The organism is Nocardioides convexus (assembly GCF_011090295.1).
Genome location: NZ_JAAMYA010000001.1, coordinates 1880250 through 1904068, shown reverse-complemented (window position 1 = coordinate 1904068; position 23819 = coordinate 1880250). Strand labels below are relative to the sequence as shown.

General features: G+C 73.2%; 29 protein-coding genes and 8 pseudogenes. 15 read left to right on the top strand and 22 right to left on the bottom strand.

The window, feature by feature from the left end; translation table 11 throughout:
- Positions 1-26: 26 nt before the first annotated feature.
- The 4 genes from G5V59_RS14190 to G5V59_RS14175 are packed head-to-tail and all read right to left on the bottom strand — an operon-like array spanning position 27 to position 1544.
- Positions 27-302, bottom strand: coding sequence for a hypothetical protein (locus tag G5V59_RS14190; protein WP_278256893.1), 276 nt, complete (start codon positions 300-302; stop codon positions 27-29).
- Positions 303-318: 16 nt separating this feature from the next.
- Complete coding sequence (locus tag G5V59_RS14185; protein ID WP_278256892.1) at positions 319-534, bottom strand: hypothetical protein; 216 nt, start codon at positions 532-534, stop codon at positions 319-321.
- Positions 531-1361, bottom strand: coding sequence for an endonuclease/exonuclease/phosphatase family protein (locus G5V59_RS14180; RefSeq protein ID WP_278256891.1), 831 nt, complete (start codon positions 1359-1361; stop codon positions 531-533). The genes G5V59_RS14185 and G5V59_RS14180 overlap by 4 nt, the downstream gene beginning before the upstream one ends.
- A gap of 9 nt (positions 1362-1370) precedes the next feature.
- Positions 1371-1544, bottom strand: a complete 174-nt coding sequence (locus tag G5V59_RS14175) for a hypothetical protein (RefSeq protein WP_278256890.1) — start codon at positions 1542-1544, stop codon at positions 1371-1373.
- Here G5V59_RS14175 and G5V59_RS14170 point away from each other — a divergent pair.
- The 3 genes and pseudogenes from G5V59_RS14170 to G5V59_RS14160 all read left to right on the top strand — a co-directional run bounded on the left by G5V59_RS14170 (position 1534) and on the right by G5V59_RS14160 (position 3930).
- Positions 1534-2211 (top strand): hypothetical protein, encoded by a 678-nt coding sequence (locus G5V59_RS14170; protein ID WP_278256889.1) that lies wholly within the window; start codon positions 1534-1536, stop codon positions 2209-2211. The two genes, G5V59_RS14175 and G5V59_RS14170, sit on opposite strands and share 11 nt — an antisense overlap.
- Positions 2212-2405: 194 nt before the next feature.
- Positions 2406-3486 (top strand): annotated as a pseudogene (gene ychF / locus G5V59_RS14165) (redox-regulated ATPase YchF).
- Positions 3487-3621: 135 nt separating this feature from the next.
- Positions 3622-3930 carry a hypothetical protein gene (locus G5V59_RS14160; protein WP_278256888.1) on the top strand — a complete coding sequence of 103 codons (309 nt, stop codon included), beginning with the start codon at positions 3622-3624 and terminating at the stop codon, positions 3928-3930.
- 996 nt (positions 3931-4926) lie between these two features.
- Here the strand turns inward: G5V59_RS14160 and G5V59_RS36685 are convergent.
- Positions 4927-5313 carry a LysE family transporter gene (locus G5V59_RS36685; protein WP_341351209.1) on the bottom strand — a complete coding sequence of 129 codons (387 nt, stop codon included), beginning with the start codon at positions 5311-5313 and terminating at the stop codon, positions 4927-4929.
- A 91-nt stretch (positions 5314-5404) separates the two neighbouring features.
- Positions 5405-5602, bottom strand: a pseudogene (locus tag G5V59_RS36680) (LysE family transporter); the annotation flags it as partial.
- 78 nt (positions 5603-5680) lie between these two features.
- On the opposite strand from G5V59_RS36680, the gene G5V59_RS14145 reads away from it, so the two are divergent.
- From G5V59_RS14145 to G5V59_RS14125, 5 genes are all read left to right on the top strand, one after another.
- Complete coding sequence (locus G5V59_RS14145; RefSeq protein WP_278256886.1) at positions 5681-6592, top strand: LysR family transcriptional regulator; 912 nt, start codon at positions 5681-5683, stop codon at positions 6590-6592.
- On the top strand, positions 6589-7320 hold the full coding sequence (locus tag G5V59_RS14140) for a maleylpyruvate isomerase family mycothiol-dependent enzyme (protein ID WP_278256885.1): 732 nt from the start codon (positions 6589-6591) through the stop codon (positions 7318-7320). Before G5V59_RS14145 ends, G5V59_RS14140 begins: the two co-directional genes overlap by 4 nt.
- Entirely contained in the window at positions 7317-7589 is a 273-nt protein-coding gene (locus tag G5V59_RS14135; RefSeq protein ID WP_278256884.1) for a VOC family protein, read from the top strand. The genes G5V59_RS14140 and G5V59_RS14135 overlap by 4 nt, the downstream gene beginning before the upstream one ends.
- Before the next feature lie 430 nt (positions 7590-8019).
- Entirely contained in the window at positions 8020-8481 is a 462-nt protein-coding gene (locus G5V59_RS14130; RefSeq protein ID WP_278256883.1) for an SDR family NAD(P)-dependent oxidoreductase, read from the top strand.
- Positions 8438-9775, top strand: coding sequence for a LysE family translocator (locus G5V59_RS14125; RefSeq protein ID WP_278256882.1), 1338 nt, complete (start codon positions 8438-8440; stop codon positions 9773-9775). Before G5V59_RS14130 ends, G5V59_RS14125 begins: the two co-directional genes overlap by 44 nt.
- On the opposite strand, the gene G5V59_RS14120 is transcribed toward G5V59_RS14125, so the two are convergent.
- From G5V59_RS14120 to G5V59_RS14105, 4 genes are read right to left on the bottom strand one after another with little or no spacing between them, the layout of a single operon-like run.
- Positions 9693-10160 carry an ABC transporter permease subunit gene (locus tag G5V59_RS14120; protein WP_278256881.1) on the bottom strand — a complete coding sequence of 156 codons (468 nt, stop codon included), beginning with the start codon at positions 10158-10160 and terminating at the stop codon, positions 9693-9695. The genes G5V59_RS14125 and G5V59_RS14120 overlap by 83 nt on opposite strands.
- On the bottom strand, positions 10133-11470 hold the full coding sequence (locus G5V59_RS14115; protein WP_278256880.1) for a hypothetical protein: 1338 nt from the start codon (positions 11468-11470) through the stop codon (positions 10133-10135). The genes G5V59_RS14120 and G5V59_RS14115 overlap by 28 nt, the downstream gene beginning before the upstream one ends.
- Positions 11470-11862: a hypothetical protein gene (locus G5V59_RS14110; RefSeq protein ID WP_278256879.1), complete on the bottom strand. Its 393-nt coding sequence runs from the start codon at positions 11860-11862 to the stop codon at positions 11470-11472. The genes G5V59_RS14115 and G5V59_RS14110 overlap by 1 nt, the downstream gene beginning before the upstream one ends.
- Positions 11859-13211 carry an ATP-binding cassette domain-containing protein gene (locus G5V59_RS14105; RefSeq protein ID WP_278256878.1) on the bottom strand — a complete coding sequence of 451 codons (1353 nt, stop codon included), beginning with the start codon at positions 13209-13211 and terminating at the stop codon, positions 11859-11861. Before G5V59_RS14105 ends, G5V59_RS14110 begins: the two co-directional genes overlap by 4 nt.
- 165 nt (positions 13212-13376) lie before the next feature.
- Here G5V59_RS14105 and G5V59_RS36675 point away from each other — a divergent pair.
- The 6 genes and pseudogenes from G5V59_RS36675 to G5V59_RS14070 form a co-directional block, all read left to right on the top strand.
- Positions 13377-13790, top strand: a pseudogene (locus G5V59_RS36675) (2Fe-2S iron-sulfur cluster-binding protein); the annotation flags it as partial.
- 139 nt (positions 13791-13929) lie between these two features.
- A pseudogene (locus G5V59_RS36670) lies at positions 13930-14370 on the top strand (FAD binding domain-containing protein); the annotation flags it as partial.
- Between the two features lie 15 nt (positions 14371-14385).
- Entirely contained in the window at positions 14386-14757 is a 372-nt protein-coding gene (locus G5V59_RS14090; RefSeq protein ID WP_278259847.1) for a hypothetical protein, read from the top strand.
- Positions 14754-16088 (top strand): molybdopterin cofactor-binding domain-containing protein, encoded by a 1335-nt coding sequence (locus tag G5V59_RS14085; RefSeq protein ID WP_341350940.1) that lies wholly within the window; start codon positions 14754-14756, stop codon positions 16086-16088. The genes G5V59_RS14090 and G5V59_RS14085 overlap by 4 nt, the downstream gene beginning before the upstream one ends.
- Positions 16028-16402 (top strand): annotated as a pseudogene (locus G5V59_RS14075) (molybdopterin cofactor-binding domain-containing protein); the annotation flags it as partial. The gene G5V59_RS14085 and the pseudogene G5V59_RS14075, both read left to right, overlap by 61 nt.
- Positions 16403-16493: 91 nt before the next feature.
- Entirely contained in the window at positions 16494-17024 is a 531-nt protein-coding gene (locus G5V59_RS14070; RefSeq protein ID WP_278259846.1) for a molybdopterin cofactor-binding domain-containing protein, read from the top strand.
- Between the two features lie 344 nt (positions 17025-17368).
- Here the strand turns inward: G5V59_RS14070 and G5V59_RS14065 are convergent, their stop codons facing one another.
- Positions 17369-17575, bottom strand: coding sequence for a hypothetical protein (locus tag G5V59_RS14065; RefSeq protein ID WP_278256877.1), 207 nt, complete (start codon positions 17573-17575; stop codon positions 17369-17371).
- Between G5V59_RS14065 and G5V59_RS14060 the strand changes: the two genes are divergently transcribed.
- Positions 17568-17849 carry an XdhC family protein gene (locus tag G5V59_RS14060; protein WP_278256876.1) on the top strand — a complete coding sequence of 94 codons (282 nt, stop codon included), beginning with the start codon at positions 17568-17570 and terminating at the stop codon, positions 17847-17849. The two genes, G5V59_RS14065 and G5V59_RS14060, sit on opposite strands and share 8 nt — an antisense overlap.
- Before the next feature lie 423 nt (positions 17850-18272).
- Here the strand turns inward: G5V59_RS14060 and G5V59_RS14055 are convergent.
- The 11 genes and pseudogenes from G5V59_RS14055 to pucL all read right to left on the bottom strand — a co-directional run.
- Positions 18273-18479, bottom strand: a pseudogene (locus G5V59_RS14055) (nucleoside deaminase); the annotation flags it as partial.
- A 383-nt stretch (positions 18480-18862) separates the two neighbouring features.
- Complete coding sequence (locus G5V59_RS14050) at positions 18863-19033, bottom strand: hypothetical protein (RefSeq protein ID WP_278256875.1); 171 nt, start codon at positions 19031-19033, stop codon at positions 18863-18865.
- Positions 19034-19107: 74 nt separating this feature from the next.
- The gene (locus tag G5V59_RS14045) at positions 19108-19341 is read right to left on the bottom strand and encodes a hypothetical protein (RefSeq protein ID WP_278256874.1); all 234 of its coding nucleotides are present in this window, start codon (positions 19339-19341) and stop codon (positions 19108-19110) included.
- Entirely contained in the window at positions 19338-19580 is a 243-nt protein-coding gene (locus G5V59_RS14040; protein WP_278256873.1) for a M20/M25/M40 family metallo-hydrolase, read from the bottom strand. Before G5V59_RS14040 ends, G5V59_RS14045 begins: the two co-directional genes overlap by 4 nt.
- On the bottom strand, positions 19552-19788 hold the full coding sequence (locus G5V59_RS14035; RefSeq protein ID WP_278256872.1) for a hypothetical protein: 237 nt from the start codon (positions 19786-19788) through the stop codon (positions 19552-19554). Before G5V59_RS14035 ends, G5V59_RS14040 begins: the two co-directional genes overlap by 29 nt.
- Positions 19742-20446 (bottom strand): M20/M25/M40 family metallo-hydrolase, encoded by a 705-nt coding sequence (locus G5V59_RS14030; RefSeq protein WP_278256871.1) that lies wholly within the window; start codon positions 20444-20446, stop codon positions 19742-19744. The genes G5V59_RS14035 and G5V59_RS14030 overlap by 47 nt, the downstream gene beginning before the upstream one ends.
- 126 nt (positions 20447-20572) lie before the next feature.
- A complete protein-coding gene (locus tag G5V59_RS14025; RefSeq protein WP_278256870.1) occupies positions 20573-20848 on the bottom strand; it encodes a hypothetical protein in 276 nt (91 codons plus the stop codon).
- Positions 20793-21617 (bottom strand): annotated as a pseudogene (locus G5V59_RS14020) (aminotransferase class V-fold PLP-dependent enzyme); the annotation flags it as partial. The pseudogene G5V59_RS14020 and the gene G5V59_RS14025, both read right to left, overlap by 56 nt.
- 173 nt (positions 21618-21790) lie before the next feature.
- The gene (locus G5V59_RS14015) at positions 21791-22354 is read right to left on the bottom strand and encodes an amidohydrolase family protein (protein ID WP_278259844.1); all 564 of its coding nucleotides are present in this window, start codon (positions 22352-22354) and stop codon (positions 21791-21793) included.
- A gap of 439 nt (positions 22355-22793) precedes the next feature.
- Positions 22794-22904 (bottom strand): annotated as a pseudogene (locus G5V59_RS36665) (hypothetical protein); the annotation flags it as partial.
- Between the two features lie 197 nt (positions 22905-23101).
- On the bottom strand, positions 23102-23815 hold the full coding sequence (gene pucL, locus G5V59_RS14005; protein ID WP_278256869.1) for a factor-independent urate hydroxylase: 714 nt from the start codon (positions 23813-23815) through the stop codon (positions 23102-23104).
- Positions 23816-23819 lie beyond the last annotated feature (4 nt).

Sequence of the window (23819 nt, the reverse complement as noted above, 5' to 3'; positions counted from 1 at the left end):
GGCTATCGGCCCGGAGCCGCGCCGGGTCAGCAAAGCGGGCGCACCCAGCGTCGCCACTCCTGCTGCGGTGCGTACCCCGCCTCGCGCCAGATCGTCCGCCCCAGTGCGTCGTCGTCGAGCACCATCGCCTCGATCCGGGTGGCGCCCAGGGCCCGCAGCCGGGCCCCCGCCTCGGGATCGCGCTCCACCAGGGCCGCGACCGTCGCCGTGGAGTCGGCCGGCCGCGCGTCGTTCTCGGCGGCGGCCTCCCACAGCGCCAGCAGGGCCGGTACGTCGGCCGGCGTCGCGCGCCGCACGAGCATGGCGGTCAGCCTCCGGTCAGGACCGGCGCGCCCGGAGCGCCCGGCGCAGGTAGGTGCCACGCCAGCCGGCCATGCCGAGCGCGAGGCAGGCGCCGGCGACGAGGAACGCCCGGTTGCCCGGGTCGGCCTCGCCGGGCAGCAGGGCCGCGAAGATCGCGGCGAGGACCACGAAGAACAGGACGCCGGTCGCGGCGTGGCCGGTGCTGGGCTGGTAGGCGTCGGTAGTGCTCATCGCCGGCACAGTCTGCCAGGCCCACGGGCCGCCCCGGCGCAGGCGGGGCCTTCTAGTCGGCCAGGTCCACGACGACCGGCGCGTGGTCGGAGGCGCCCTTCCCGGCCCGCTCCTCGCGGTCGACGAAGGCGCCGGTGACCCGCTCGGCGAGCCCGGCCGAGCCGAGGACGAAGTCGATCTTGAGCCCGCGGTCGCGCTCGAAGCGCTGCCGGTAGTAGTCCCAGTACGTGTAGCCCGGCGCGTGCGCGCGGGTCACCTCGGCCCAGCCCTCGTCGAGGAAGCGCTGGAAGGCGGCCCGCTCGGCGGGGGTGACGTGGGTGGAGGCTCTTGAACTGCGCGACGTCGAAGACGTCGTCGTCGGTGGGGCAGATGTTCCAGTCGCCGACCAGTGCGGTCGGGGTGTCCAGCCAGGCCGAGGAGGCCTCGCTCAGCCGGGACAGCCAGTCCAGGCTTTGTAGACGTAGTGCGGGTCGTCGGGCTTGCGGCCGTTGGGCACGTAGAGGCTCCAGATCCGGATCCCGCCGCAGGTCGCGCCGAGGGCCCGCGCCTCCACCACCCCGGGGTCGCCCCAGCCGGGCTGCCCGGGGAAGCCGACCGCGACGTCGTCCAGCCCGACCCGGCTGATCAGCGCGACGCCGTTCCACTGGTCGAGGCCGTGGGCCGCGACGTCGTACCCGCGCGCCTGCAGGCCCATCAGGGGCAGCCTGGTCCTCGCGGGCCTTGGTCTCCTGCACCGCGAGCACGTCGACGTCGTGGCGTTCGAGGAAGGCCTCGACGCGGTCGATGCGCGAGCGCAGGGAGTTGACGTTCCAGGTGGCGATGCGCACCCCTAGAGGCTAGGCCAGCGCCTGGCTCAGGCTTCCTGCAGCCTCCAGGCTCTGCGGATTTGTGAGGCGGAGGATCTCTTGTCGGACGCCGTGGCGTGCCACTTCGATATGACGAAGGCGTTCTTCGATGAAAGGTTCTTCCATGTTCTCCTCCAAGACCAGCAGGATCTCCGTGGGCGTCATGTGCCTGATGGCGGCGGTCGCCGGCGCGGGCTCCTCGGCCGGAGCGGCCGAGAGCGACACCTCCGCGATCCCGACGTACAAGGAGTTCAAGGCCTCGACGTACCAGGACGTCGACGGCGCCTACGTCGTCAACGGCGACGAGATCGTCTCCGGCAACAAGGAGCTCAAGGAGTTCTACGACAAGGTCGTGGCGCCCGAGTCGTCGATGCACGAGGGGCTGATCGTCAACACCGTCGGCGGTGCCGACGACAAGTGGAGCGCCAGCCAGGTCGCCAACCTGACCTACTGCGTCAGCACCAAGTTCGGCACCCGCCACGACGACATCGTCGCCGCGATGGCCGCCGGCTCCGGGCTCTGGGAGGCCGCGTCCTCCAAGGTGAACTTCGTCTACGTCCCCGCTCAGGACGGCAAGTGCACCACGCGCAACAACAACGTTCTCTTCTCCGTCGAGCCGGTCAACACCACCCAGTACATCGCCCGGGCGTTCTTCCCGAGCACCCCGAAGAGCCAGCGCAACGTCCTCGTGGACGACTCGATCTGGTCCTCCGGCGCCTGGGAGCCCGGCGACATCCTCGGCCACGAACCGGCCACACGCTCGGCTTCCGCCACGAGCACACCCGGCCCGAGTCCGGCACCTGCTTCGAGGACAACAACTGGCGCCCGCTGACGCCGTACGACTCGGCGTCGATCATGCACTACCCGCAGTGCAACGGCAGGCTCCTCCGACCTGGAGTTCCAGGCCTCCGACGCCACCGGCGTCCGCGCGCTCTACGGTTCGTGACGATCGGCTGACGTACGCCGACGAGGGGGCCCGGGCGGAGATTCGGGTCCCCTCGTCGTACGCCCCTAGACTCGCGCTCCGTGGCACTCACCATCGGCATCGTCGGTCTCCCCAACGCGGGCAAGTCGACGCTCTTCAACGCGCTGACCAAGAACGACGTCCTCGCGGCGAACTACCCGTTCGCCACCATCGAGCCGAACGTCGGCGTGGTCGGCGTCCCCGACCCGCGGCTGGGCAAGCTCGCGGAGATCTTCTCCTCCGAGCGGCAAGCTGCCCGCGACCGTCGAGTTCGTCGACATCGCCGGCATCGTGCGCGGGGCCTCGCAGGGTGAGGGCCTCGGCAACAAGTTCCTCGCGCACATCCGCGAGTCCGCCGCCATCTGCCAGGTGACCCGCGTCTTCCGCGACGAGGACGTCACCCACGTCGACGGCGAGGTCAACCCCGGCAACGACATCTCGACCATCCAGACCGAGCCTGATCCTCGCCGACCTGGAGACCGTCGAGCGGGCCGTCGTACGGCTGGAGAAGGAGGCGCGGAAGAACAAGGACCTCGCCGTCCAGGCTCGACGCCGCCAAGGAGGCCAAGGAGGCCCTGGAGGCCGGTACGCCGATCATCGCCACCGCGATCGACCGCACCCTGCTGCGCGAGCTCTCGCTGCTCACCGCCAAGCCGTTCATCTACGTCTTCAACTGCGACGCCGACGAGTCTGCACGACGACGAGTCTCAAGGCGAGGATGCGCGAGCTCGTCGCCCCCGCCGAGGCGATCTTCCTCGACGCGAAGTTCGAGTCCGAGCCTGATCGAGTCTCGACGACGACGAGGCGGCCGAGTTCCTCGCCGAGGCCGGCGTCACCGAGCCCGGCCTGGAGGTGCTGGCCCGGGTCGGCTTCGCCACCCTCGGCCTGCAGACCTACCTCACCGCCGGTCCCAAGGAGTCGCGCGCCTGGACGATCCCGCAGGGCGCCACCGCCCCGCAGGCCGCCGGCGTCATCCACACCGACTTCGAGAAGGGCTTCATCAAGGCCGAGATCGTCTCCTTCGACGACCTGGTCGCCGCCGGCTCGATGGCGAAGGCCAAGGAGGCCGGCAAGGTCCGGATGGAGGGCAAGGACTACGTCATGGCCGACGGTGACGTGGTGGAGTTCCGCTTCAACGTCTAGACTCCGAATCAACGTCAGGGCCATGAGACGTGGCCTGGCGACTCGGTTGTCGTGCGCTGCTGGGTGGGGTGCAGGTGCTGACGCTGGATCGGGTCCTCGAACGGCTGCCGTGATGCACGCATGGCTTGGTTCGCGGTGCGCAGCATCTTCGTCCACGACGCCTCTCGCGAGGGCGAGCACCGCGTCTACGAGGAGCGGGTGCGCCTCTTCGCCGCACCCGACGCCGACGCGGGGATCGCGCGCGGCGAGGTCGAGGCCGCCGAGTACGCCGGGTACCTCGACGACTGCACCGCGCTGGGTCTCCACCAGTCCTTCGAGTCTGTTCGACGTCCCGGCGACGGCGCCGAGGTGTTCTCGCTGTGCGGGGCAGTGCGCTGGAGCCGGGCGACTACCTCGACAGACTTCTTCGACACCGGCACCGAGCGACAGGGCCGCGTCGGGTGATCCAGTACCTGCCGCGGGACCGCGCTCAGACCGCGGTGCGCAGGTGTGCGGTGGGCAGGTAGTCGATCTTCCAGTCGGCGTAGCAGCCGAGGTTCCCGTCGGTGGTGCAGCGCAGCCCGAGGTAGACCCAGCACACCTCGCCGTCGGCGTGGTCGGCGAAGCCGACGGCGACCTCGAAGATGTCGCCGCCGCACGGGCACTCGGCCGGCACGAGGTCGGCCTCGTCGGCGTACTCGGCCGAGTCGAGCATCAGCACGACCGAGCCGCAGGCCACACAGGTGCGCTCGGCGCAGCCCTCCTCGTCGTCGACCCGGAGCCGAAAGGCCGTCCCGCCGCAGGAGCACCGGGCGTGCACGACCGAGGAGACGGGGTAGCCGTCCGCGCTGAAGTGGGCGAGCACGCCGTCGATGTCGGTGACCACCGGCACAGCGTAGGGTCGCCGCGTGCCCGTGACCATCGCCGAGATCCACGTCGCCGATCCGCCGGACGCGTGGCGGGCGGCGGGGTTCGCGGTGGACGACGACGGCGGCTGTCGGGTCGGGACGGTGCGGATCCGGCTGGGGACCGAGGGCACGGGCGTGGTGGGGTGGAGCCTCCGCGACCTCCCGGACGGTACGACCGACCTCGACGGCGTCCCCACCACCGTCACCGCCGAGCAGCCGGATGAGCCGGCGAGCCACCCGAACGGCGTCACGCACATCGACCACGTCGTCCTGCTCAGCCCGCACGTCGCGAGGACCGTCGCGGCGCTCGAGGCGATCGGCCTCGACGTACGACGGGAGCGGGACGGGGCCCTGGGCGAGTCACCGGTGCGCCAGGTGTTCTTCCGCCTCGGCGAGGTGATCCTCGAGGTCGTCGGCTCGCCGGACGCGACCGGCGACGGGCCGTCGAGCATCTGGGGGCTGACCCACGCGGTCGCCGACATCGACGCGGCCGCGGCCCTGCTGGGCGAGCACACGACGCCGGTCAAGGACGCGGTGCAGCCCGGTCGGCGGATCACGACGGTGCGCACCCGGGAGCCTGGGCATCTCGGTGCGCACGGCGCTGATCTCGTCGTAGGCTCACCCGAGGGCGAGCCTTGGCGGCGACGAGGACCATCGTCACGGCGATGGCGACCTCCACCACCTGCCAGGCCCGGGGCCGGGCCAGCAGGGGAGCGAGCACCCGGGCGCCGAAGCCGAGGCTGGTGAACCACAGCACGCTGCCGAGCGCGGCGCCCACGCCGAACCACCAGCGCCCGGCGACCGCGCCACCGTCGTGGGCCGCCGCGATCGAGCCGAGGAGCAGGGTGTCGAGGTAGACGTGCGGGTTCAGCCAGGTCAACGCGATCGTGCGGCCCACCACGAGGCGGCGGGACTCGGCGACGGCGTTGCCGGGGTCCAGGGCCTCGGGGCGCAGCGCGCGGCGGAGCGAGGCTGGCGGCGTACCCGAGCAGGAACGCGACGCCCAGCCACCGCACCACCTCGATCATCCACTCGGCGCGGTCGACCAGCGTGCCGACGCCGGCGATGCCCGCGGAGATGAGGACCGCGTCGGACACGGCGCACACCGCCACCACCGGGCCGACGTGGGAGCGCAGCAGACCCTGGCGCAGGACCAGCGCGTTCTGCGCGCCGATGGCGACGATGAGGGACAGCAGGGTCAGCAGGCCCGCCGCGGCCGGGGCGATCACGTGTCCACGCTAGAGCCGGCATCAGATGCAGAACAGCGAATGTTCCTACAGAACATGAACCAATGCTTAACTCGATGGGTGCGCTTCGACCCGAGTCACCTGGAGACCCTGCTCGCCATCACCGAGGAGGGCACCTTCGACGCGGCCGCGCGACGGCTGCACCTCACGCCGAGTGCCGTCAGCCAACGGGTGCGGGCGCTGGAGCAGGCGGCGGGCCAGGTGCTCGTGCGCCGTACGACGCCCGCGACGGTCACCAGTGCCGGGGAGCCGCTGCTGCGGCTGGCCCGGCAGGCTGCGGCTGCTCGCCGCCGAGGCCGTCGCCTCGCTCGGCGAGCCGGAGGTGGCCGAGCCGGCGGTCGCGGTCAACGCCGACTCGCTGGCCACCTGGTTCCGGCCGGTGCTGGACGCGGTCGCCGGCCGCGGCGGCACGGCACTGCGGCTGCACGTCGAGGACCAGGCCTACGCGCACGACCTGCTCCGCCGGGGCGACGTCCTGGCCGCGACCACCAGCGAGCCGCTGCCGGTGCAGGGCTGCGTGGTCGAGCCGCTGGGCAGCATCCGCTACACACCGGCCGCCGCGCCGGCCTTCGTCGAGGCACACCGCCGGGGGCGCGGCCTGGCGTGGAGCAGCGCACCGATGGTGGTGTTCAACGAGAAGGACCACCTGCAGGACCGGGTGCTCGCCGCGCACGGTGCCACGCGTCCGCCCGTCGTGCACCGGGTGCCGAGCACCGCCGACTTCCACGAGGCGGTACGACGCGGCCTCGGCTGGGGGATGATCCTCGATCCCCAGCCTGGAGCCGGACCTGGCCGCGGGCGCGCTGGTGCGGCTGCCCGGGTCCCGCTCGGTCGACGTACCGCTCCACTGGCAGCGGTGGCGCCTCGACAGCCCGGTCCTCGCTGCCCTCACCGACGACGTACGACGCGCGGCCGGCGCGCTGCGCCGGATGCGGCCCGCTGTCGGTGGCACCCGGTAGGAACGGCGCATGAGCGACGTGTGGCCCTTCGTGCATGCCGAGCGCCGAGCGCTGGCCGACGACCTCGCCCTGTTGAGCGAGGAGCAGTGGCGCACACCCTCCCTCTGCGCGGGCTGGACGGTCGAGGACGTCGTCGCGCACGTCGTCGACACGGCACGCACCTCGCGGCTGCGCTTCGTGGCAGAGATGGTGCGCCACCGCTTCGACTTCGACCGGCAGAACCAGCGTGGGATGGAGCGCTTCCGCGGGGCCACCCCCGCTGGGACCCTCGACGGCCTGCGCGCCGCCGTCGAGCCTGCGGCTCACCCCGCCCGCGCCGCTGGACACCCGGCTGGTCGAGGCGATCGTCCACGGCGAGGACGTACGACGCCCGTTGGGCCTGGTCCGCGACTACGACACCGACGCGGTGGTCGCCGCCTTCCGGTGGCAGGCGCGCACGTCGCCCGCGATGGGCGGCGCGAAGGCGTGGTTCGAGGGGTTGAGCCTGCGGGCGACCGACGCGGACCTCGTCCACGGCACCGGGCCGGAGGTGTCCGGACCGGCGCTGGAGCTCCTGCTGGCCTCCTGCGGGCGCCCGGCCGCCGTGGCCGGTCTGACCGGGCCGGGCCTGGCGACCCTCGCCGAACGGATCGGCTGAACCTGTCGTCACCTATCGTCGGAGCCATGCTCGAGTCTCTTCGCCGGGATCCCGGTGACCGACCACGACCGGGCGCTGGCCTGGTACGAGCGGCTGCTCGGTGAGCCGCCGTCCTTCCTGCCGAACGAGATCGAGGCGGTCTGGGAGCCTGGCCGAGCACCGCTACGTGTTCACCGAGGTGCTGCCGGAGCACGCCGGGCACGCGCGGCACACCCTCTTCGTCGACGACCTCGACCGGTGGGTGGAGGCGATCGCGGACCGGGGGATCGAGCCGGCCGGCGACGAGACCTACGGCAACGGGGTGCGCAAGGTGACCTATCGCGACCCGGACGGCAACGAGATCGGGTTCGGGGGCGAGCAGGCCTCGGCCTGACCCTGCTCAGGAGGCCGAGCGGGCGTGCGCCGCGCGGACCAGGTCCACCACGGAGCGGTCGTCGGCGATGCCGAGCCGGCCCTGGCGGTCCATCCACATGGCGGCGTCGAGGGCGTCGGTCGCCAGCCGGCGCAGGTCCTCCGCGCCGAGTCTCGCCCGCCTCGGACAGGGCCTCGACGAGGGTGGCGCTGAACACCGGGACCGGGCCGTCCAGGCACCAGGTGCGGAGCAGGCCGAAGGTGGGGCCCTCGTGCAGCCAGGCGCCCGCGTCGTCGTACTCGTGCTCGGCGGCGGTGGTCACGCACCAGGGCGGGCAGGGGTGGGGCTCCTCCATGCTCGCCCCATCGGCAGGCATCCGGGCTTGCTGAAGCGCTCTAGGGTCGCGTTCATGGGAATCGGGTCGGCACTCGCGCACGTCGTGGACGCATCGATGGACCGCACGGTCGTGCTGGGCTACACCCGGCTCGGCAGCGGGCTGCGTGCCCGGTGGTGGCCCGACGACCCCGCGCCGGACGCGCTCGCGGGCCGGCGGGTGCTGGTCACGGGCGCCACCTCGGGCATCGGGAAGGCGGCGGTGGTGGGCTACCTGCGCCTGGGCGCCGCGGTCCACGTGCTCGGCCGCAACGCGGCCAAGGTCTCCGCGACGGTCGACGAGGCGCGTTCGCTGGTCCCCGGCGCGGAGGTGGTCGGTGAGACCTGCGACGTCGGCGACCTCGACGCCGTACGGCGCTGGGCGGACGACTTCACCGCTCGCGTCGACCGGCTCGACGCGATCCTGCACAACGCGGGCACGATGACGGGCGAGCGGCGCGAGACCAGCCCGCAGGGGCACGAGCCTGACGCTGGCCGTGCACGTCCTCGGGCCGCACCTGATGACCGCCCTGCTCGGTGACGGGCTGCGGGCGTCCCCGGCCCCGAGCCTGGTGTGGATGAGTCTCGGGCGGCATGTACGGCGCGCGGCTGCACGCGGACGACGCCGACGACATCGAGTACCGCCGCGGCAGCTACGACGGCGTGCGCGCCTACGCGCGGACCAAGCGGATGCAGGTGGTGCTCGCCGAGGAGTGGGCCCGTCGGGACAGCACGGGCCGCGCGCTCGTCGTGAGCATGCACCCGGGCTGGGTGGCGACGCCCGGCGTCCAGGAGCACCTGCCCCGCTTCGAGCGGCTGACCCGGCCGCTCCTGCGCCGCGACGACGACGGTGCCGACACCGCCGTCTGGCTCGTCGCCACCCGGCCCACGTCGCGGCCGCCGCACTTCTGGCACGACCGGGCGCAGCGGCCGGTGGTGCTTCCCGGGCAGCGGGCGCCCTCCCCGGATGCCGTACGACGTCTCGTCGCCCACGTCACGGAGGCCACGGGCGCCGTCATCGGCCTCTGACGGCGCCTCGAACCCGCTCGCCATCGGGCTCCCGCTGGCGCACAATGCCCTCATGCCGTCGACCAGCCAGGCTCGCCGCCTTCGCGATCGCCTCGTTCCTGTTCATCCAGGTGCCGGGGCCGAGCCTGCTGTTCACGATCGGCCGTGCGCTGACCGTCGGGCGCCGCGACGCGCTGCTGTCCGTCGTGGGCAACGGCCTCGGACTGGTCGCCCAGGTCGCGCTCGTGGCCGTCGGCCTCGGCGCGGTCGTGGCCGCCTCGACGACCGCGTTCACCGTGCTCAAGATCGCCGGCGCGGCCTACGTCGCCTATCTCGGCGTCCAGGCGATCCGGCACCGCAGTGACGCCCGTGCGGCGCTGACCGCCTCGGGTGCGGGCGACGATGCTCCGGCGCGCAGCGGCCTGACGTCGGTCCGGACCGGCCTCCTGGTCGGCACGACCAACCCGAAGACGATCGTCTTCTTCGTCGCCTTCCTGCCGCAGTTCATCGACGACGGCGCTGCCGCCGCACCGCAGCCTGCTGCTCCTCGGCGTGCTCTTCGGCGTCATGGCCGTGTGCTCGGACACGTGCTGGGCGCTGGTCGCCGGACGGGCGCGGGACTGGTTCGCCCGCAAGCCGCAGCGCCTCGACGGCCTCGGCGCGGCCGGCGGGGTGATGATGGTCGGCCTCGGCCTCACCCTGGTGACCGCCGGCAACACGCACTGAGCACGGCCGGCCGCCCGCTCAGGTCTGCTGCTGGGTCATCCCCATCCGGGCCAGCACGACGTTCTCCAGCAGCTGCACGAGGTTGTAGAGCAGCAGCGTGATCGCGGTGATGATCGCGACCGATGCCCAGAGGTCGTCGAAGCGCGCGGCCGCGCTGAACTTCTGGATCGACCCGCCGATGCCCTTGCCGGTCGAGAGCCACTCGGCGAGCAGCGCGCCGGTGACCGCGCCGGGGACGGACACCCGCGCCGCGGCGAACAGCGACGGCAGGGCGCCGGGGACGGCGACCTTGCGCAGCGCCATCGCGCTCCCGCCGCCGTAGACGCGGACCAGGTCGAGGCTCTCGCGGCTGGCTCGGCCCAGCCCGAACAACGCCGACGCCAGCGCGGGGAAGAGCACCACGATGCTCCCGATCACGGCCACCGAGGCGGTGGTGCCGCGCCCGGTGATCAGGATGATCACGGGGGAGATCGAGACCAGGGGCACGCTGCGCAGGAGCAGCGCCAGGGGGGAGCACCCCGGCCTCGACCGTCTTGGACAGCGAGAACGCCAGGGCCAGCAGCACGGCGATCGCCATGCCCACGGCGAACCCCAGTCCGGCGTCCTGCAGGGTCTGCACCGTCAGCGGGCGCAGCGCCGCGCGGTGGTCCGCGGCGAGTCGGCCCGCCGGCGCGCCGGCCTCGTCGACGAAGAGGAAGCCGAACACGTCCGCGGGTCCCTTGGCGACGTACGGCGAGACGCCGGCCAGGCTCACCACGGCCTGCCAGAGGCCGAGCACCACCAGCACGGTGACCAGGGCGTTGAGCAGCGAGCGCCCGATCGCGCGGCTCATGCGGTGCCTCGTCCCGACACCCAGGGGGTGACCAGGCGGGCGAGCAGGCCGAACACGGCGTACCCGGCCAGGGCCACCAGCGCGCACAGCAGGAACACCGCCCACACCCGCACCGAGTCGAGCCTGGCCCTGCAGCCGGATCAGGGTGATCCCGACGCTGCGGTCGGTGGCGCCCATGTACTCGCCCAGCACCGCCCCCAGCAGCGACGTCGGCACCGCGACCTGGAGGGCGTTGAGGATCGCCGGCAGGGCGGCCACCAGGCGCACGGTGAAGAGCCTGGCGGACCCGGCCGCCGCCGAAGACCCGGACCACGTCGAGACTGGCCTTGTCCGCGGCCTTGAAGCCGAGCAGCGCGCCGACCACGGTGGTGAAGAAGACCGAGAGCGCGGCCAGGAAGATCGCGGTGGCCGAGGGGTCGCCGGGCTCGGTCGCGCCGCCGAGAGCGACGATCGAGATCCCGCCGACGGCGACGAGCGGCAGGCAGTAGGTCACCACGGCGACCTGCACCACCACGGGCTCGAGCCGTGGCACGAGCAGCACGGTGGCAGCGAGCAGCAGCGCCAGCCCGTTGCCCCACAGGAAGCCGACCGCGGCCTCGTGGATGGTCACAGAGAAGAAGTCCCAGTACGCCGAGAACCCGTCGTCGGCGATCTGGCGGGCCACGGCCAGCGGTGAGGGCACCGGGTCGTACGTCGTGCCCGCGTCGGGACGGAAGGCGAGCACCGAGAACAGCCACCAGGCCAGCACCAGGACCACGGTGCCGATCAGGGCCGCCAGCCAGCCCGGCACGCGGCGGCGGGGCGTCACGACTCGGCGTCCACGCGGCCGTCGGCGCCGAAGAGCAGGCTCCGAGGCCTGGTCGACGAGGGCGTGGAACTCCGGGGTGCGCATCAGGTCCGGCGTGCGGGGGCGGGGCAGGTCCACGTCGATGACCGCCTTGATCCGTCCCGGTCGCGGTGACATCACCGCCACCTGGTCGGACAGGAAGATCGCCTCCGAGATGCCGTGGGTGACGAGCAGCGTCGTGGCGGGCTTCTCGGTCCAGATCCGCAGCAGACTCCAGGTTGAGGTTCTGCCGGGTCATGTCGTCGAGGGCGCCGAAGGGCTCGTCGAGCAGCAGCACCGACGGCTTGAGGGGCCAGCGCGCGGGCGATCGAGACGCGTTGCCGCATGCCGCCCGAGAGCCTGGGCCGGCTTGCTGTCCTCGAAGCCGCGCAGGCCGACGAGGGCGATCGACCCTCGACGTACTCCTTGTCGACGGGCCGGCCCGCGACCTCGAAGGGCAGCCGGATGTTCTTGGTGACGCTGCGCCACGGCAGCAGGGCGTGGTCCTGGAAGGCGATGCCCAGGCTCACTGGCTCGGCGCAGGCTCCGCCGGGGTGCGGCCGTCGACCAGCGCGGTGCCGGAGGAGGGGTGCTCCAGGTCGGCGAGGATCCGCAGGATGGTCGACTTGCCGCACCCCGAGGGGCCGAGCAGTGCCAGGAACGAGCCCTGCGCGCTGTGCAGGTCCGCGTCCTCGAGGGCGGTCACCGAGCGACCGCGACCCGCCGAGAAGGTCTTGGTCAGCCCGGTGACCTGGATGCCGGTGCTCATCGTCAGGGGAGGTAGTCCTTGAGCCTCCGGCTGCTCCTCGTAGATCCCGTCGATGATGCTGGTGTCGAACAGGTCGTCGGCGCTCACCTCCCAGCCGGCCGCCTTCAGCGAGGCCACGGTCTGCTGCTTGAGCTCGTCGGTGATCGTGAAGAGCCCGTTGGTCTGGGTGTCGGGGGTGGAGATGAGCTTCTTCTCCGCCTCCAGGCCCAGCCCGGTCTTCTTGGGGTCGAGTGCGCCGAAGGTCGCCTCGAGCCCGTCGCTGTTGTCGGACGCCGCCTTGTTGTAGAACTTCGTGATCAGGGAGACGGTGTCGTCCGCGCTGTTCTTGAAGACGTCGGTCCAGCCCTTGATCTCGGCGATGAGGAAGTCCTTGAGGAGGCTCCTTGTTCTCGGCCAGGTACTGGTCGGTGACGCTGAAGGTCTCGGCGACGTAGGGCACGCCGTTGTCGGCGTACGGCAGGTTGGTGACAGCGTGCCCGGCCAGGCTCGACGGTGATCGCCTCGTTGGTCAGGTAGGCCATGAAGCCGTCGACCTTGCCCTCCATCAACGGGGTGGGGTCGAAGTCGACCGGGACCACCTCGACGTCGTCCTTGGAGATGCCGTTGGCGTTGAGGATGGCCTCGAAGACGCTGGCGTTGGAGTCCTGGACGCCGATCTTCTTGCCCTTGAGGTCCTCGGGCTTGGTGATGTTCGCGCCGTCCTTGAGGGACAGGATGGTGAAGGGGTTCTTCTGGAAGGTCGCCCCGATGATCTTCAGCGGCGCCTTCTCGTTCGCGATGGCTGCGCCGATCGAGGCCGCGTCGCTGAGCGCGACCTGGACCGAGCCGCTGAGCAGGCTTGGCCACACCGGTGTCGGGACCCGAGATGCCGTTGACCTTGGTGAAGCCGGCGTCGTCGTAGTAGCCCTTGTCCTCGGCGTAGAACTCGCCCGCGAACTCTTCGTTCTTGATCCAGGAGTACTGGACGCTGATCGTGCCGTGGCCGCTGCCGCCCTCGTCCCCGGCGTCGTCGCTGCCGCAGGCGGCGAGGCCGAGCAGGCCGACGGAGGTGGCCAGGCCTGCCGCGGCGAGGCGCAGCACGCGGCGAGGTCGGTGGGAGGCGTGGGTCATCGGGTCTCCTGGTGCGCGGATGTCGGTGGCTCCGAGACGCAACGGCGGTTGCTGGGCGGTGACGCTATGAGACCGGCGTTTCAGGGACGGGTCGGTCGGTTTCCACCTCGTTAATTCCGCGCGGACGCTCCCGGAGGGCTGGTGGGCAGGCCTACGGTGGCGGTGATGAGCACCTCTCCGGACCTCGAACCGACCGCCGTCGTCAACGGCGCCGCACGGTCGCTCGCGGGCGCGCAGCCCGAGGACAACGCCCTGGACTGGCTGCGCGCGAGCGGCCTGACCGGCGCGAAGGAAGGCTGTGCCGAGGGGGAGTGCGGTGCGTGCGCCGTGCTGCTCGCGCGCCCCGGGACCGCCACCGCCACCGAGTGGACGGCCCTGAACTCCTGCCTCCTCCCGGCTGCCGCTCTCGCCGGCCAGGAGGTCGTCACCGCCGAGGGGATCGGGGCGGGCGGCGAGCTCCACCCCGTGCAGGAGGAGCTCGCCGTGCGCGGCGGCTCGCAGTGCGGCTTCTGCACCCCGGGCTTCGTGTGCAGCATGGCCGCGGAGTACTACCGGCCCGGTCGCACGTCGTTCGACCACCACGCGCTGTCGGGCAACCTGTGCCGCTGCACGGGCTACCGCCCGATCCTGGAGGCGGCCGAGGCGCTGGGGACACCCGCCGCCGACGACCCCCTCGCCGCCCGTACGACGGCGCCGGCGCCCCGCGTCGTTCCCGGCCGTGCCGACCGCTGGCTCCGGCCGGCCTCCCTCGACGAGGCGCTGTCCGCGCTCGGCGAGCCCGGTGCGGTCGCGGTCGCGGGATCGACCGACCTCGGCGTCGAGGCCAACCTGCGCGGCGCCCGCCCGGCCCTCCGGGTCGCCGTCGACCGGCTCGCCGAGCCTGCGCGCGCTCCACGTCGGGGAGAGCGTGGTGGAGATCGGCGCGGCGCTGAGCCTGAGCGAGGCCGAACGCCTCCTCGCCGGCCGCGTCCCGCTGCTCGACGCGGTGTTCCCGCAGTTCGCCTCACGACTGATCCGCAACGCCGCCACCATCGGAGGCAACCTCGGCACCGGCTCGCCGATCGGCGACCTGCCGCCCGCCCTGCTCGCGCTCGACGCCTCCGTGGTGCTGGTGTCCTCCACCGGGGAGCGGGAGGTCGCGCTCGCGGACTACTTCACCGGCTATCGCGAGAGCGTGCGTGAGCCCGGGGAGCTCATCGCCCGGGTCCGGGTGCCGCTGCCGCTGGCCGGCACCACGGCCTTCCACAAGATCGCCAAGCGCCGCTTCGACGACATCTCCTCGGTGGCGCTCGCCTTCGCGCTGGAGGTGAGCGACGGCGTGGTCACCCGGGCCGCGATCGGGCTCGGCGGGGTGGCGGCCACGCCACTGCGCGCGACCGCGGCCGAGGACCTGCTCACCGGCGCGGCCTGGACGGCCGCCGGCGTCGCGCCCGCGGCCGAGGCGCTGGCCGCGACGGGGACGCCCATCGACGACCACCGGGCCAGCGCGGCGTACCGGCGGGCGATGCTCGGCCAGGCCCTGCCCCGACTGGTGGCCGGGCGATGAGCGGGCTCGCCCGTCGTCCTCCGCGTGCGGCCGTCGGCCGGGCTCGGCCGCACGAGGCTGCTGCGCTGCACGTCACCGGACGCGCGCTCTACACCGACGACGTCGCCCTGCGCACGTCCGGCGTGCTGCACGCCCACCCGGTGGTCGCCCCGCACGCGCACGCCCGGGTCGTCGCGCTCGACCCCGCCCCGGCGTACGACGTCGTGGGGGTCGTGCGGGTGCTGACCGCCGCCGACGTACCCGGGGTGAACGATGCCGGGGTCAAGCACGACGAGCCGCTCTTCCCCGACGAGGCGATGTTCCACGGGCACGCGGTCGCGTGGGTGCTCGGGGAGAGCCTGGAGGCGGCCCGGCTCGGAGCCGCCGCCGTGGCGGTCAGGCTGGGAGCCCCTGCCGTCGGTGCTCACCCTGGCCGAGGCGATCGCGCAGGAGAGGCTTCCAGGGCGCGCGGCCCTGGCTGGCGCGCGGCTCCGTCGACGACGGCTTCGCCGCGTCCACCCGGGTGTTCGAGGGCCAGGCTCGAGATGGCGGGCCAGGAGCACTTCTACCTGGAGACGCACGCCTCGCTGGCCCTGGTCGAGGACGACGGCCAGGTGTTCGTCCAGTGCAGCACGCAGCACCCCACCGAGACCCAGGAGATCGTGGCCCACGTGCTGGGCCTGGACAGCCACCAGGTCACCGTCCAGTGCCTGCGGATGGGAGGGGGCTTCGGTGGCAAGGAGATGCAGCCGCACGGCTTCGCGGCCGTCGCGGCCCTCGGCGCACGGCTGACCGGGCGACCGGTGCGGGTTCGGCTCACCCGCCAGCAGGACATGACGATGACCGGCAAGAGGCACGGCTTCCACGCGGCCTGGAGGGTCGGCTTCGACGACGACGGCCGGATCCAGGCGCTCGAGGCCACGCTCACCTCCGACGGCGGCTGGAGCCTCGACCTCTCCGAGCCGGTGCTCTCCCGCGCGCTGTGCCACGTCGACAACGCGTACTGGATCCCGCACCTCGCCGTCGCGGGTCGGATCGCGCGCACCCACAAGACCTCGCAGACCGCCTTCCGCGGCTTCGGCGGTCCCCAGGGGATGCTGGTGATCGAGGACCTCCTCGGGCGCTGCGCCCCCCTGCTCGGGCTACCGGCCGACGAGCCTGCGCCGTCGGAACTTCTACGTCGAGGGCCAGACCACGCCGTACGGCCAGCCGGTGCGGCACGCCGAGCGGCTCGCCCGGGCGTGGCAGCAGGTGCTCGACTCTTCCGAGGCTCGCTGCCCGCACGGCCGACATCGCGGCCGCCAACGCCCAGGACCCCCACCGCAAGCGGGGTCTGGCGATCACGCCGGTGAAGTTCGGCATCTCCTTCAACTTCACCGCCTTCAACCAGGCCGGTGCGCTCGTGCACGTCTACAAGGACGGATCCGTGCTCGTCAACCACGGCGGCACCGAGATGGGGCAGGGGCTGCACACCAAGATGCTGCAGGTCGCCGCCACCGCGTTGGGACTGCCGATCGAACGGGTGCGGCTCGCGCCGACCCGCACGGACAAGGTGCCCAACACCTCCGCGACCGCCGCCGACTCCGGCGCCGACCTCAACGGCGCCGCGGTCAAGGACGCCTGCGAGCAGATCCTCGCGCGCCTGGTGCCGGTGCGGGAGCGGCTGGGCGCGGGAGCGACCTGGGAGGAGGTCGTGCGGACGGCGTACCTCGACCGGGTGCAGGCTCTGGGCCGCCGGCTTCTACCGCACCGAGGGGCTGACCTGGGACGCCGCCGCGATGCGCGGCAGCCCGTTCAAGTACTTTGCCTGGGGCGTCGCCGCCGCCGAGGTCGAGGTCGACGGGTTCACCGGCGCCTACGACGTCACCCGCGTCGACATCGTCCACGACGTCGGCGACAGTCTCTCGCCGCTCATCGATGTCGGGCAGATCGAGGGCGGCTTCGTCCAGGGGCTGGGCTGGCTGACCCTGGAGGACCTGCGCTGGGACGACTCCGACGGCGCGGGTCGCGGGAGGCTCGCGACCCAGTCCGCGTCGACGTACAAGATCCCGAGCCTGTCGGAGATGCCCGGCACGATGCGGATCGCGCTGCTGGAGCAGGCGACCGAGGACGGTGCCGTCTACGGCTCCAAGGCCGTCGGCGAGCCACCGCTGATGCTGGCGTTCTCGGTGCGCGAGGCGATCCGCGAGGCGGTCGCGGCGTTCGGCCCGGCCGGGCACGCCGTCGACCTGCCCTCGCCCGCGACCCCGGAGGCCGTGTGGTGGGCGATCGAGGAGGCGCGAGGCTGATGGACTGGCTGCACGCCCTGCAGCACCTGCGCGCGACCCGCGTCCCCGCGGTGCTCGTCACCGTCGCGGAGGCGCGCGGCCACACCCCGCGTGAGGCCGGCGCCAAGGCTGGTGGTCGCCACCGACGAGGTCTGGGGGAGCGTCGGCGGCGGCAACCTCGAGGAGTCGGCGGTACGCCGCGCGCGTGCCCTGCTGCGCGAGGGCGCCACCGCGGCGGTGACCGAGCGGCACGACCTCTCCGACAAGGCGCCCGCCGCGCACGGCGTCCAGTGCTGCGGCGGCCAGGTCACCTTGCTCTACGAACCGCAGCCCGTCCGACCGGCCATCGCGATCTTCGGTCTCGGTCACGTCGGCTTCGAGCCTGGCCCTGCTGCTGAGCCGGCACGACCTCGACCTCCACCTCGTCGACTCGCGCGCCGACCGAACTCGGCGACGACCGGCTGACGCCGTTGCTGGGCGGCCCGGCCGTCGTACGGGTGCACCGGGAGCCGGTCCTCCCCGAGCCTGGCCATCGCCGCGCTGCCCCGCGGGGTGCAGGCGCTGGTGCTCACCCACGACCACGCCGAGGACCTCGCCCTGCTCGACGCGCTGCTCCGCTCCGACGTACCGGGGTCGGTGGGGGTGATCGGCTCCTCGGCCAAGTGGACCCGCTTCCGGGCCCGGCTCGCCGACCTCGGCCACGCGCCGCAGGAGATCGCCCGGGTGCGTACGCCGATCGGCGACCCCGCCGTTACCGGCCTGGCCGGCAAGCAGCCCGCCGTGATCGCGCTGTCGGTGGCCGTCGAGCTTCTTGCCCCCGCCCGACTTGGCACTTCCCACCCGTGACTTGGGGGTTCCCACCCGCGAGTTGGGACTTCCCACCCGTGACTTGGGGGTTCCCACCCGCGAGTTGGGACTTCCCACCCGCGAGTTGGGACTTCCCGCCCGTGAGTTGGGGCAACTCGACGGTGGAAACCCCCCCAACTCGACGGTGGAAACCCCCCAACTCGACGGTGGAAACCCCCAACTCGACGGTGGAAACCCCCAACTCGACGGGTCAGTAGGCCGTGCGGGCCTCGTTCGCGAGCCAGGTGTCGAAGGGCTGCGCGGAGGAGTCCAGGCGGAGGTTCTCGATCGCCATCGACCACTCCGAGCGGGGGGCGCTCGAAGAGCCTCGTAGAACGCGCGGTCGTCGAATCCGCCGCGGGCGGCGTCCTCGCGGTCGGCGGCGTACACGACCCGCTCGAGACGTGCCCACAGCGCCGAGGACAGGCACAGCGGGCAGGGCTCGCAGGAGGTGTAGAGCGTGGACCCGGCGAGGCTGAAGTCCCCGACCTGGAGGCAGGCGGCGCGGATCGCGACCACCTCGGCATGGGCGGTGGGGTCGAGGTCGCGGGTGACCCGGTTCTGGCCGGAGGCCAGCAGGACGCCGTCCCGCACGACCACCGCCCCGAAGGGACCACCTCCCTCGGCCACGTTGGCGCTCGCCAGGTCGACGGCGCGGGCCAGCCACGTGCTGTCGTCGCTCACTCGACTTCTCCCAGTCGTTCGTAGGTCTCGGTGATGGCGCGCACCCGCGCCGGGCCGCGGCGGCGGTTCGCGGCGAGCACACCGTCGGCGAGCAGGCTGACCATCGCCATCGGTGCGGCGTAGGCTGTCGAAGGCGAGCGTGTGCTGCAACGGGCACTCGACCCACACGCTCGCCCGCGAGGCGTGGGCGACGGCGCTCGGGTCGCCGATGAGCACGACGCTCGCCCCGGTCGCGCGGGCCGCGTCCAGGAAGGCGCCGAGGTGCGCGGGCCGGCGCCGGAAGGCGACCACCACGATCACGTCCTCCGCGCCCAGGCCCACCAGGCTCCTCACCGGTGGTCTGGCCCGGCACCGGCGCGATCCGTACGTCGTCGCGGGCCTGGGCGAGTCTGTCCGCGCAGGTGCAGGGCGACCGGGTAGGCTGTTGCGCCAGCCCACCACCAGCACCCGCTGGGCGAGCGCGAGCAGGCCCGCGACCTCCGGCAGGCGGGGGTGCTCAAGCGCCCGCAGGATGGCCGCGTGCTCGGCACCGGCCAGCGTCTCGACGTTCGGGGCCCCGTCGACGCGGCGGGGCTCACCGGCGCCGCGCAGGCCGCGCAGGTGCTCGCGCACCTCGTCGAAGTCCTCGAAACCCAGGCTGCGGAACAGCCGGCTCATCGTCGCCCGCGAGACCCCGGCGAGGTCCGCCAGGCTCCGCCGCACGGTACGTCGCCAGGTCGTCCAGGTGCTCCAGCAGGGTCGCCGCCGCCCGGCGCTCCTGCGGCGTCAGCGCGTCGTGGTGGGTGGCGATCCGCTCGTCGATCCTCATGCCGGTGCCCCCGCCGTGCGCCGCGCGACCTCGAGGACCGCCTGCTCGAAGGCGTCCAGCCCGCGCGCGACGTCGATCTCGCGCACCGACTCCGCGGGGTGGTGGCTGATGCCGTCGTGGCAGCGCACGAAGAGCATCGCGACGTCCGTGATCTCGGCCATCGCCATCGCGTCGTGCCCGGCGCGGCTCCACAGCCCGCGTGGCTGGTCGTCACCGGTCGCGCGGATGCCCGCGACCACCGCGTCGGTGAGCCACCCGGCGCAGTGCGCGGCCGCGGCCCGGTGCGTCTCGACGACGTCGAGGTGCAGGCCGCGGGTCTCGCAGACGGCGAGCAGGGCCCGCTCGATCTCCTGCCACGAGCGGTCCCGCTCGGCATCGCTCGCCGCGCGCAGGTCCAGGCTCAGGCTCGGCCCGCCCGGCGATCACGTTGACCGCGCCCGGCTGCACGTCGATCCGGCCGACGGTGGCGATGGTGCCGGCCGCGCGGGCGAGCCGTTCGACGGCCACCACCATCTCGGCGGCGCCGAGCAGCGCGTCCCTCCGGCGCTCGTACGGCGTCCCGCCGGCGTGCCGCGCCTCGCCGGTCACCGTCAGGTGGAACCGGCGTGCGCCCGCGATGGTGGTGACGTAGCCGAGCGAGGCGTCGGCCTCCTCCAGGTAGGGGCCCTGCTCGATGTGCGCCTCGAGGTAGCCGACCAGGCTCCTCCGGTCGGCGGGCGGCCTCGCCGACCCGGCGCGGGTCGAGCCCGAACGCCTCGAACGCCTCCCGCAGGCTGACGTCGTCGCGGTCGCGCAGGTCCCACCACGCCTCGTCCCAGTGGCCCGCGACGGCCTGGCTTCCGAGCAGTGCCTTGCCGAAGCGGGCGCCCTCCTCGTCGCTGAAGCCGATCACCTCCAGCGCGAAGGGGAGCGGGGTCGCGCGCAGCCGCTCGGCGACGGCGACGGCCATGAGCACGCCCAGCATGCCGTCGTACGCGCCGGCGTCCGGGACGGTGTCGAGGTGCGAGCCGAGCAGCAGCGCGGGCAGGCCGGGGGTGCTGCCCTCGCGCCGGCCGCGGACGTTGCCGGCTGCGTCCTGGTCCACCTCCAGGCCGGCCGCGCGCATCCACTCCGCGGTGACCGCGTTGGCCCGCCGGTGCTCGGGGGTCAGGTGCGTGCGCTCCAGCCAGTCCGGGGAGGCCGAGATGGTGGCGAGACTCGGCGCAGCGCGCCAGGACGACGGCGGCGCTCGTCATGCGTAGACCTCCTGGGCCGCCGCGACGCCCCCGCCCGCCGGCACTCGTACGCCGGCCGCCCGCAGCACCTGCTCCAGGGCCGCCAGCGTCGTCAGCACCGCATCCTTGCGGGCGTTGTAGCCCATCGTCCCGATCCGCCAGACCTTGCCGTGCAGCGGGCCGAACGAGGTGCCGATCTCGATGCCGAAGTCCTCCAGCAGGCGTCCGCGCACGGCGTCACCGCCGGCCGCGCCGAGCTCCTCGGGGATCTCGACGGCGACGACGTTGTTCATCTTGTGCGCGAGGTCGCCGAAGACGCCGAGGCCGAGACCCCGCACGCCCTGCAGCATCGCCCGGCCGTGCAGGCTCGTGCCTGGCCACGGCGGCCTCGACGCCCTCGGCGTCGAGCAGGCGGGCGCACTCGCGGGCGGCGTAGAGCATGGAGGTGGCCTCGGTGTGGTGGTTGAGCCGGCGGCGGCCCCAGTAGTCCATGACCATGGCGAGGTCGAAGTAGTTGGAGGCGATCACCCGACCGGTCGGCTCGTCGCCGTCCTCGCGGATGCCCTGCTCGACGTGGCGGCGCCCGCCGACGACCTCCACCGCGCGCGGTGACAGCGTGATCGGCGCGGAGCCGGACGGCCCGCCCAGGCACTTCTGCAGACCGGCGGTGGCGATGTCGAGGTGCCAGGCATCAGCCCGGAACTCGTTGCCGCCGAGCGAGGCGGTGGCGTCGCAGTAGAACAGCACGTCGTGCTCGCGGCACAGCGCGCCGATCTCGGCGAGCGGCTGGCACATCGTGGTGGAGGTGTCGCCCTGCACGCAGGCGAGCACCTTGGGCCGGACCGCGCGCATCGCGGCCTCGACCTGCTCGGGAGCCACGACCTGGCCCCACGGCACCTCGACGGTGTGCACCTCCGCGCCGCAGCGCCGCGCGATCTCGGTGAGCAGGTGCCCGAACCGCCCGAACACCGGCACCAGCACGCGGTCGCCCGGCTCGATCAGCGACACCAGCGCCGCCTCGATCCCGGCCCGTGCGGTGCCGTCGACCACGAACGTCTGCTCGTTGCCGGTGGCGAAGACCTCGCGGTAGAGCGCCATCACCTCGTTCATGGTGGCGGTCATGAACGGGTCGAACTGCCCGACCAGGGGCGCCGCCATCGCCCGCAGCACCCGCGGGTCCACGCTGATCGGGCCGGGGCCCATCAGCAGCCGCGGCGGGGGTGCGATCTCGTCCATCAGGCCGTCCTCTCCAGCAGCACGCCGCGTCGCGTGCCCTCCTCGACCGGCTCTCCCCGCAGCAGGGTGTGGGTCACCGATCCTGCGAGCCTCCGGCCGTCGTACGCCGAGCCGGGGTTGCGATGCGCCAGCCGGCCCGCGTCCACGGTCAGCGGCACCGTGGTGTCGTAGGCGACCAGGTCGGCGTCGGCGCCGACGGCGATGCGGCCCTTGGCGGCGAGCCCGACCAGGTCCGCCGTACCGGTCGCCATCCAGCCGGCGACCTGCTCCAGGCCGTGGCCGCGGCGCAGCGCCTCGTCGGCCACGGCGGCGAAGCCGACCTGCAGCCCGGCGATCCCGCCCCAGGCCTGCTGGAGGTCGCCGCCACCGGCTCCCTTCATCGCCGGCGTCGTGGGGGAGTGGTCGCTCACCACGACGTCGATCACCCCGTCGGCGAGGCCCGCCCACAGCGCGGACCGGTTGCCCTCGTCGCGGATGGGCGGGCAGCACTTGAACTCGGGCGCGGCGTCGGGGATCTCGCCGGCGGCCAGGCACAGGTAGTGCGGGCAGGTCTCCACCGTCACGTGCAGCCCCTCGGCCCGGGCGCCGGCGAGCAGGTCGAGCGCCCGCGCGCTGGACAGGTGCAGCACGTGCACCCGGCAGCCGGTCTCCCGCGCCCCGTCGAGCAGCCGCCGGATCGCCGCCAGGCTCGGCCTCGTCGGGACGGCTGAGCAGGAAGTCGGCGTACGCCCGGCTCGGGGGTGGGGCGCCGCGTCGAGCACCGCGGCGTCCTCCGCGTGCACGATCAACAGGCCGTCGAAGGAGGCGACCTCCTTCAGTGCGACGAGCAGGCTGGCCGGCGTCGAGCGCGGGGAACTCCTCCACGCCGCTCGGTGACAGGAAGCACTTGAAGCCGAACACCCCCGCCTCCCACAGCCGCTCCAGGCCACCCAGGCTGTCCGGCACCGCACCGCCCCAGAAGCCGACGTCCACCGCCGCCTGCGCCGCGGCGGCCGCGCGCTTGCGCTCCAGCGCCTCGACGGTGGTCGTCGGCGGCACGGAGTTCAGCGGCATGTCGACGAGCGTGGTCACCCCGCCGAGCGCCGCCGCCCGTGTCGCCGTCGCGAAGCCCTCCCACTCCGTGCGGCCCGGCTCGTTGACGTGGACGTGGGTGTCCACCACCCCCGGCAGCAGGGACGACGTGCCGGGCAGCACCAGCGCCGCGCCCGCGTCGTACGGGGTGATCGCGGTGATCCTGCCGTCCGCGAGGTGCAGGGTGGCGGGCGCGAAGGCGCCCTCGACGAGCACCCGGCGCGCGGCGACGGTCTCGGTCACGGCGCGATCCCGGCCCATGCCTGCGGCGCCGCGGGCGCGTCGGCGCGCGAGAGCGTCGCGGAGATCAGCCCGTAGGGCCGGTCCGCGGCGACGAACACCTCGCCCGGGTTGTCGAGCCCGAAGGGGCTCAGGTCGACGAGGAAGTGGTGCTTGTTGGGGCAGGAGATGCGGATCTCCACGGCCTCGGGGCAGGCGTCGAGCGCGGCCTCGCCCATGGCGTGGATGGTCTGCTGGAGAGCGAGGCTGTGCGTGCGGGCGAACGCCTCGACGAGCGCCTCGCGCACCGTCTCGTGCCGCGCGTCCCACGCGCCGGCGGCGTCGGCGTAGCGCCAGGTGGCGGTGACGCTGGTCGCCAGGATCCGGTCGTCGGTCTCGCCGAGCGTCGTGTAGCGGTCGCGGGGGAAGCCGTGGAACTCGCTGCCGGTGCTCTTGAGGAGCACGAGGTCGCGCACGCCCGCCAGGACGTGGGTCTCCTCGCCCCAGGTCTGCACCCACGCGGTGCGGGTAGCGCCGCCGGTACGGGCGAAGGAGTGCCCGTTGGTGGGCAGCCGGTCCCAGGTGTGCTGCTCGGCGCCGAACCAGGTGCCGTTGACCCACTCCTGCGCGCGCCAGTGGCCCGCCAGGGTGAGCAGGAAGTCCTCGGTCGCGCCCACGCCGTGCTCGCGGGCGAGGGCGAAGACGGTGTTCTTCTGGGTGTCGGTGGCGTGCACGTGG

Excerpts from the sequence above, each read along its gene's own strand:
- G5V59_RS14190 (WP_278256893.1), bottom strand. The coding sequence starts at position 302 with ATGCTCGTGCGGCGCGCGACGCCGGCCGACGTACCGGCCCTGCTGGCG.
- G5V59_RS14185 (WP_278256892.1), bottom strand. The coding sequence starts at position 534 with ATGAGCACTACCGACGCCTACCAGCCCAGCACCGGCCACGCCGCGACC.
- G5V59_RS14175 (WP_278256890.1), bottom strand. The coding sequence starts at position 1,544 with ATGACGCCCACGGAGATCCTGCTGGTCTTGGAGGAGAACATGGAAGAA.
- G5V59_RS14140 (WP_278256885.1), top strand. The coding sequence starts at position 6,589 with ATGAGCGACGTGTGGCCCTTCGTGCATGCCGAGCGCCGAGCGCTGGCC.
- G5V59_RS14130 (WP_278256883.1), top strand. The coding sequence starts at position 8,020 with ATGGACCGCACGGTCGTGCTGGGCTACACCCGGCTCGGCAGCGGGCTG.
- G5V59_RS14115 (WP_278256880.1), bottom strand. The coding sequence starts at position 11,470 with ATGTCACCGCGACCGGGACGGATCAAGGCGGTCATCGACGTGGACCTG.
- G5V59_RS14105 (WP_278256878.1), bottom strand. The coding sequence starts at position 13,211 with ATGACCCACGCCTCCCACCGACCTCGCCGCGTGCTGCGCCTCGCCGCG.
- G5V59_RS14085 (WP_341350940.1), top strand. The coding sequence starts at position 14,754 with ATGAGCGGGCTCGCCCGTCGTCCTCCGCGTGCGGCCGTCGGCCGGGCT.
- G5V59_RS14045 (WP_278256874.1), bottom strand. The coding sequence starts at position 19,341 with ATGAGGATCGACGAGCGGATCGCCACCCACCACGACGCGCTGACGCCG.
- G5V59_RS14030 (WP_278256871.1), bottom strand. The coding sequence starts at position 20,446 with ATGCGCGCGGCCGGCCTGGAGGTGGACCAGGACGCAGCCGGCAACGTC.
- G5V59_RS14025 (WP_278256870.1), bottom strand. The coding sequence starts at position 20,848 with ATGAACAACGTCGTCGCCGTCGAGATCCCCGAGGAGCTCGGCGCGGCC.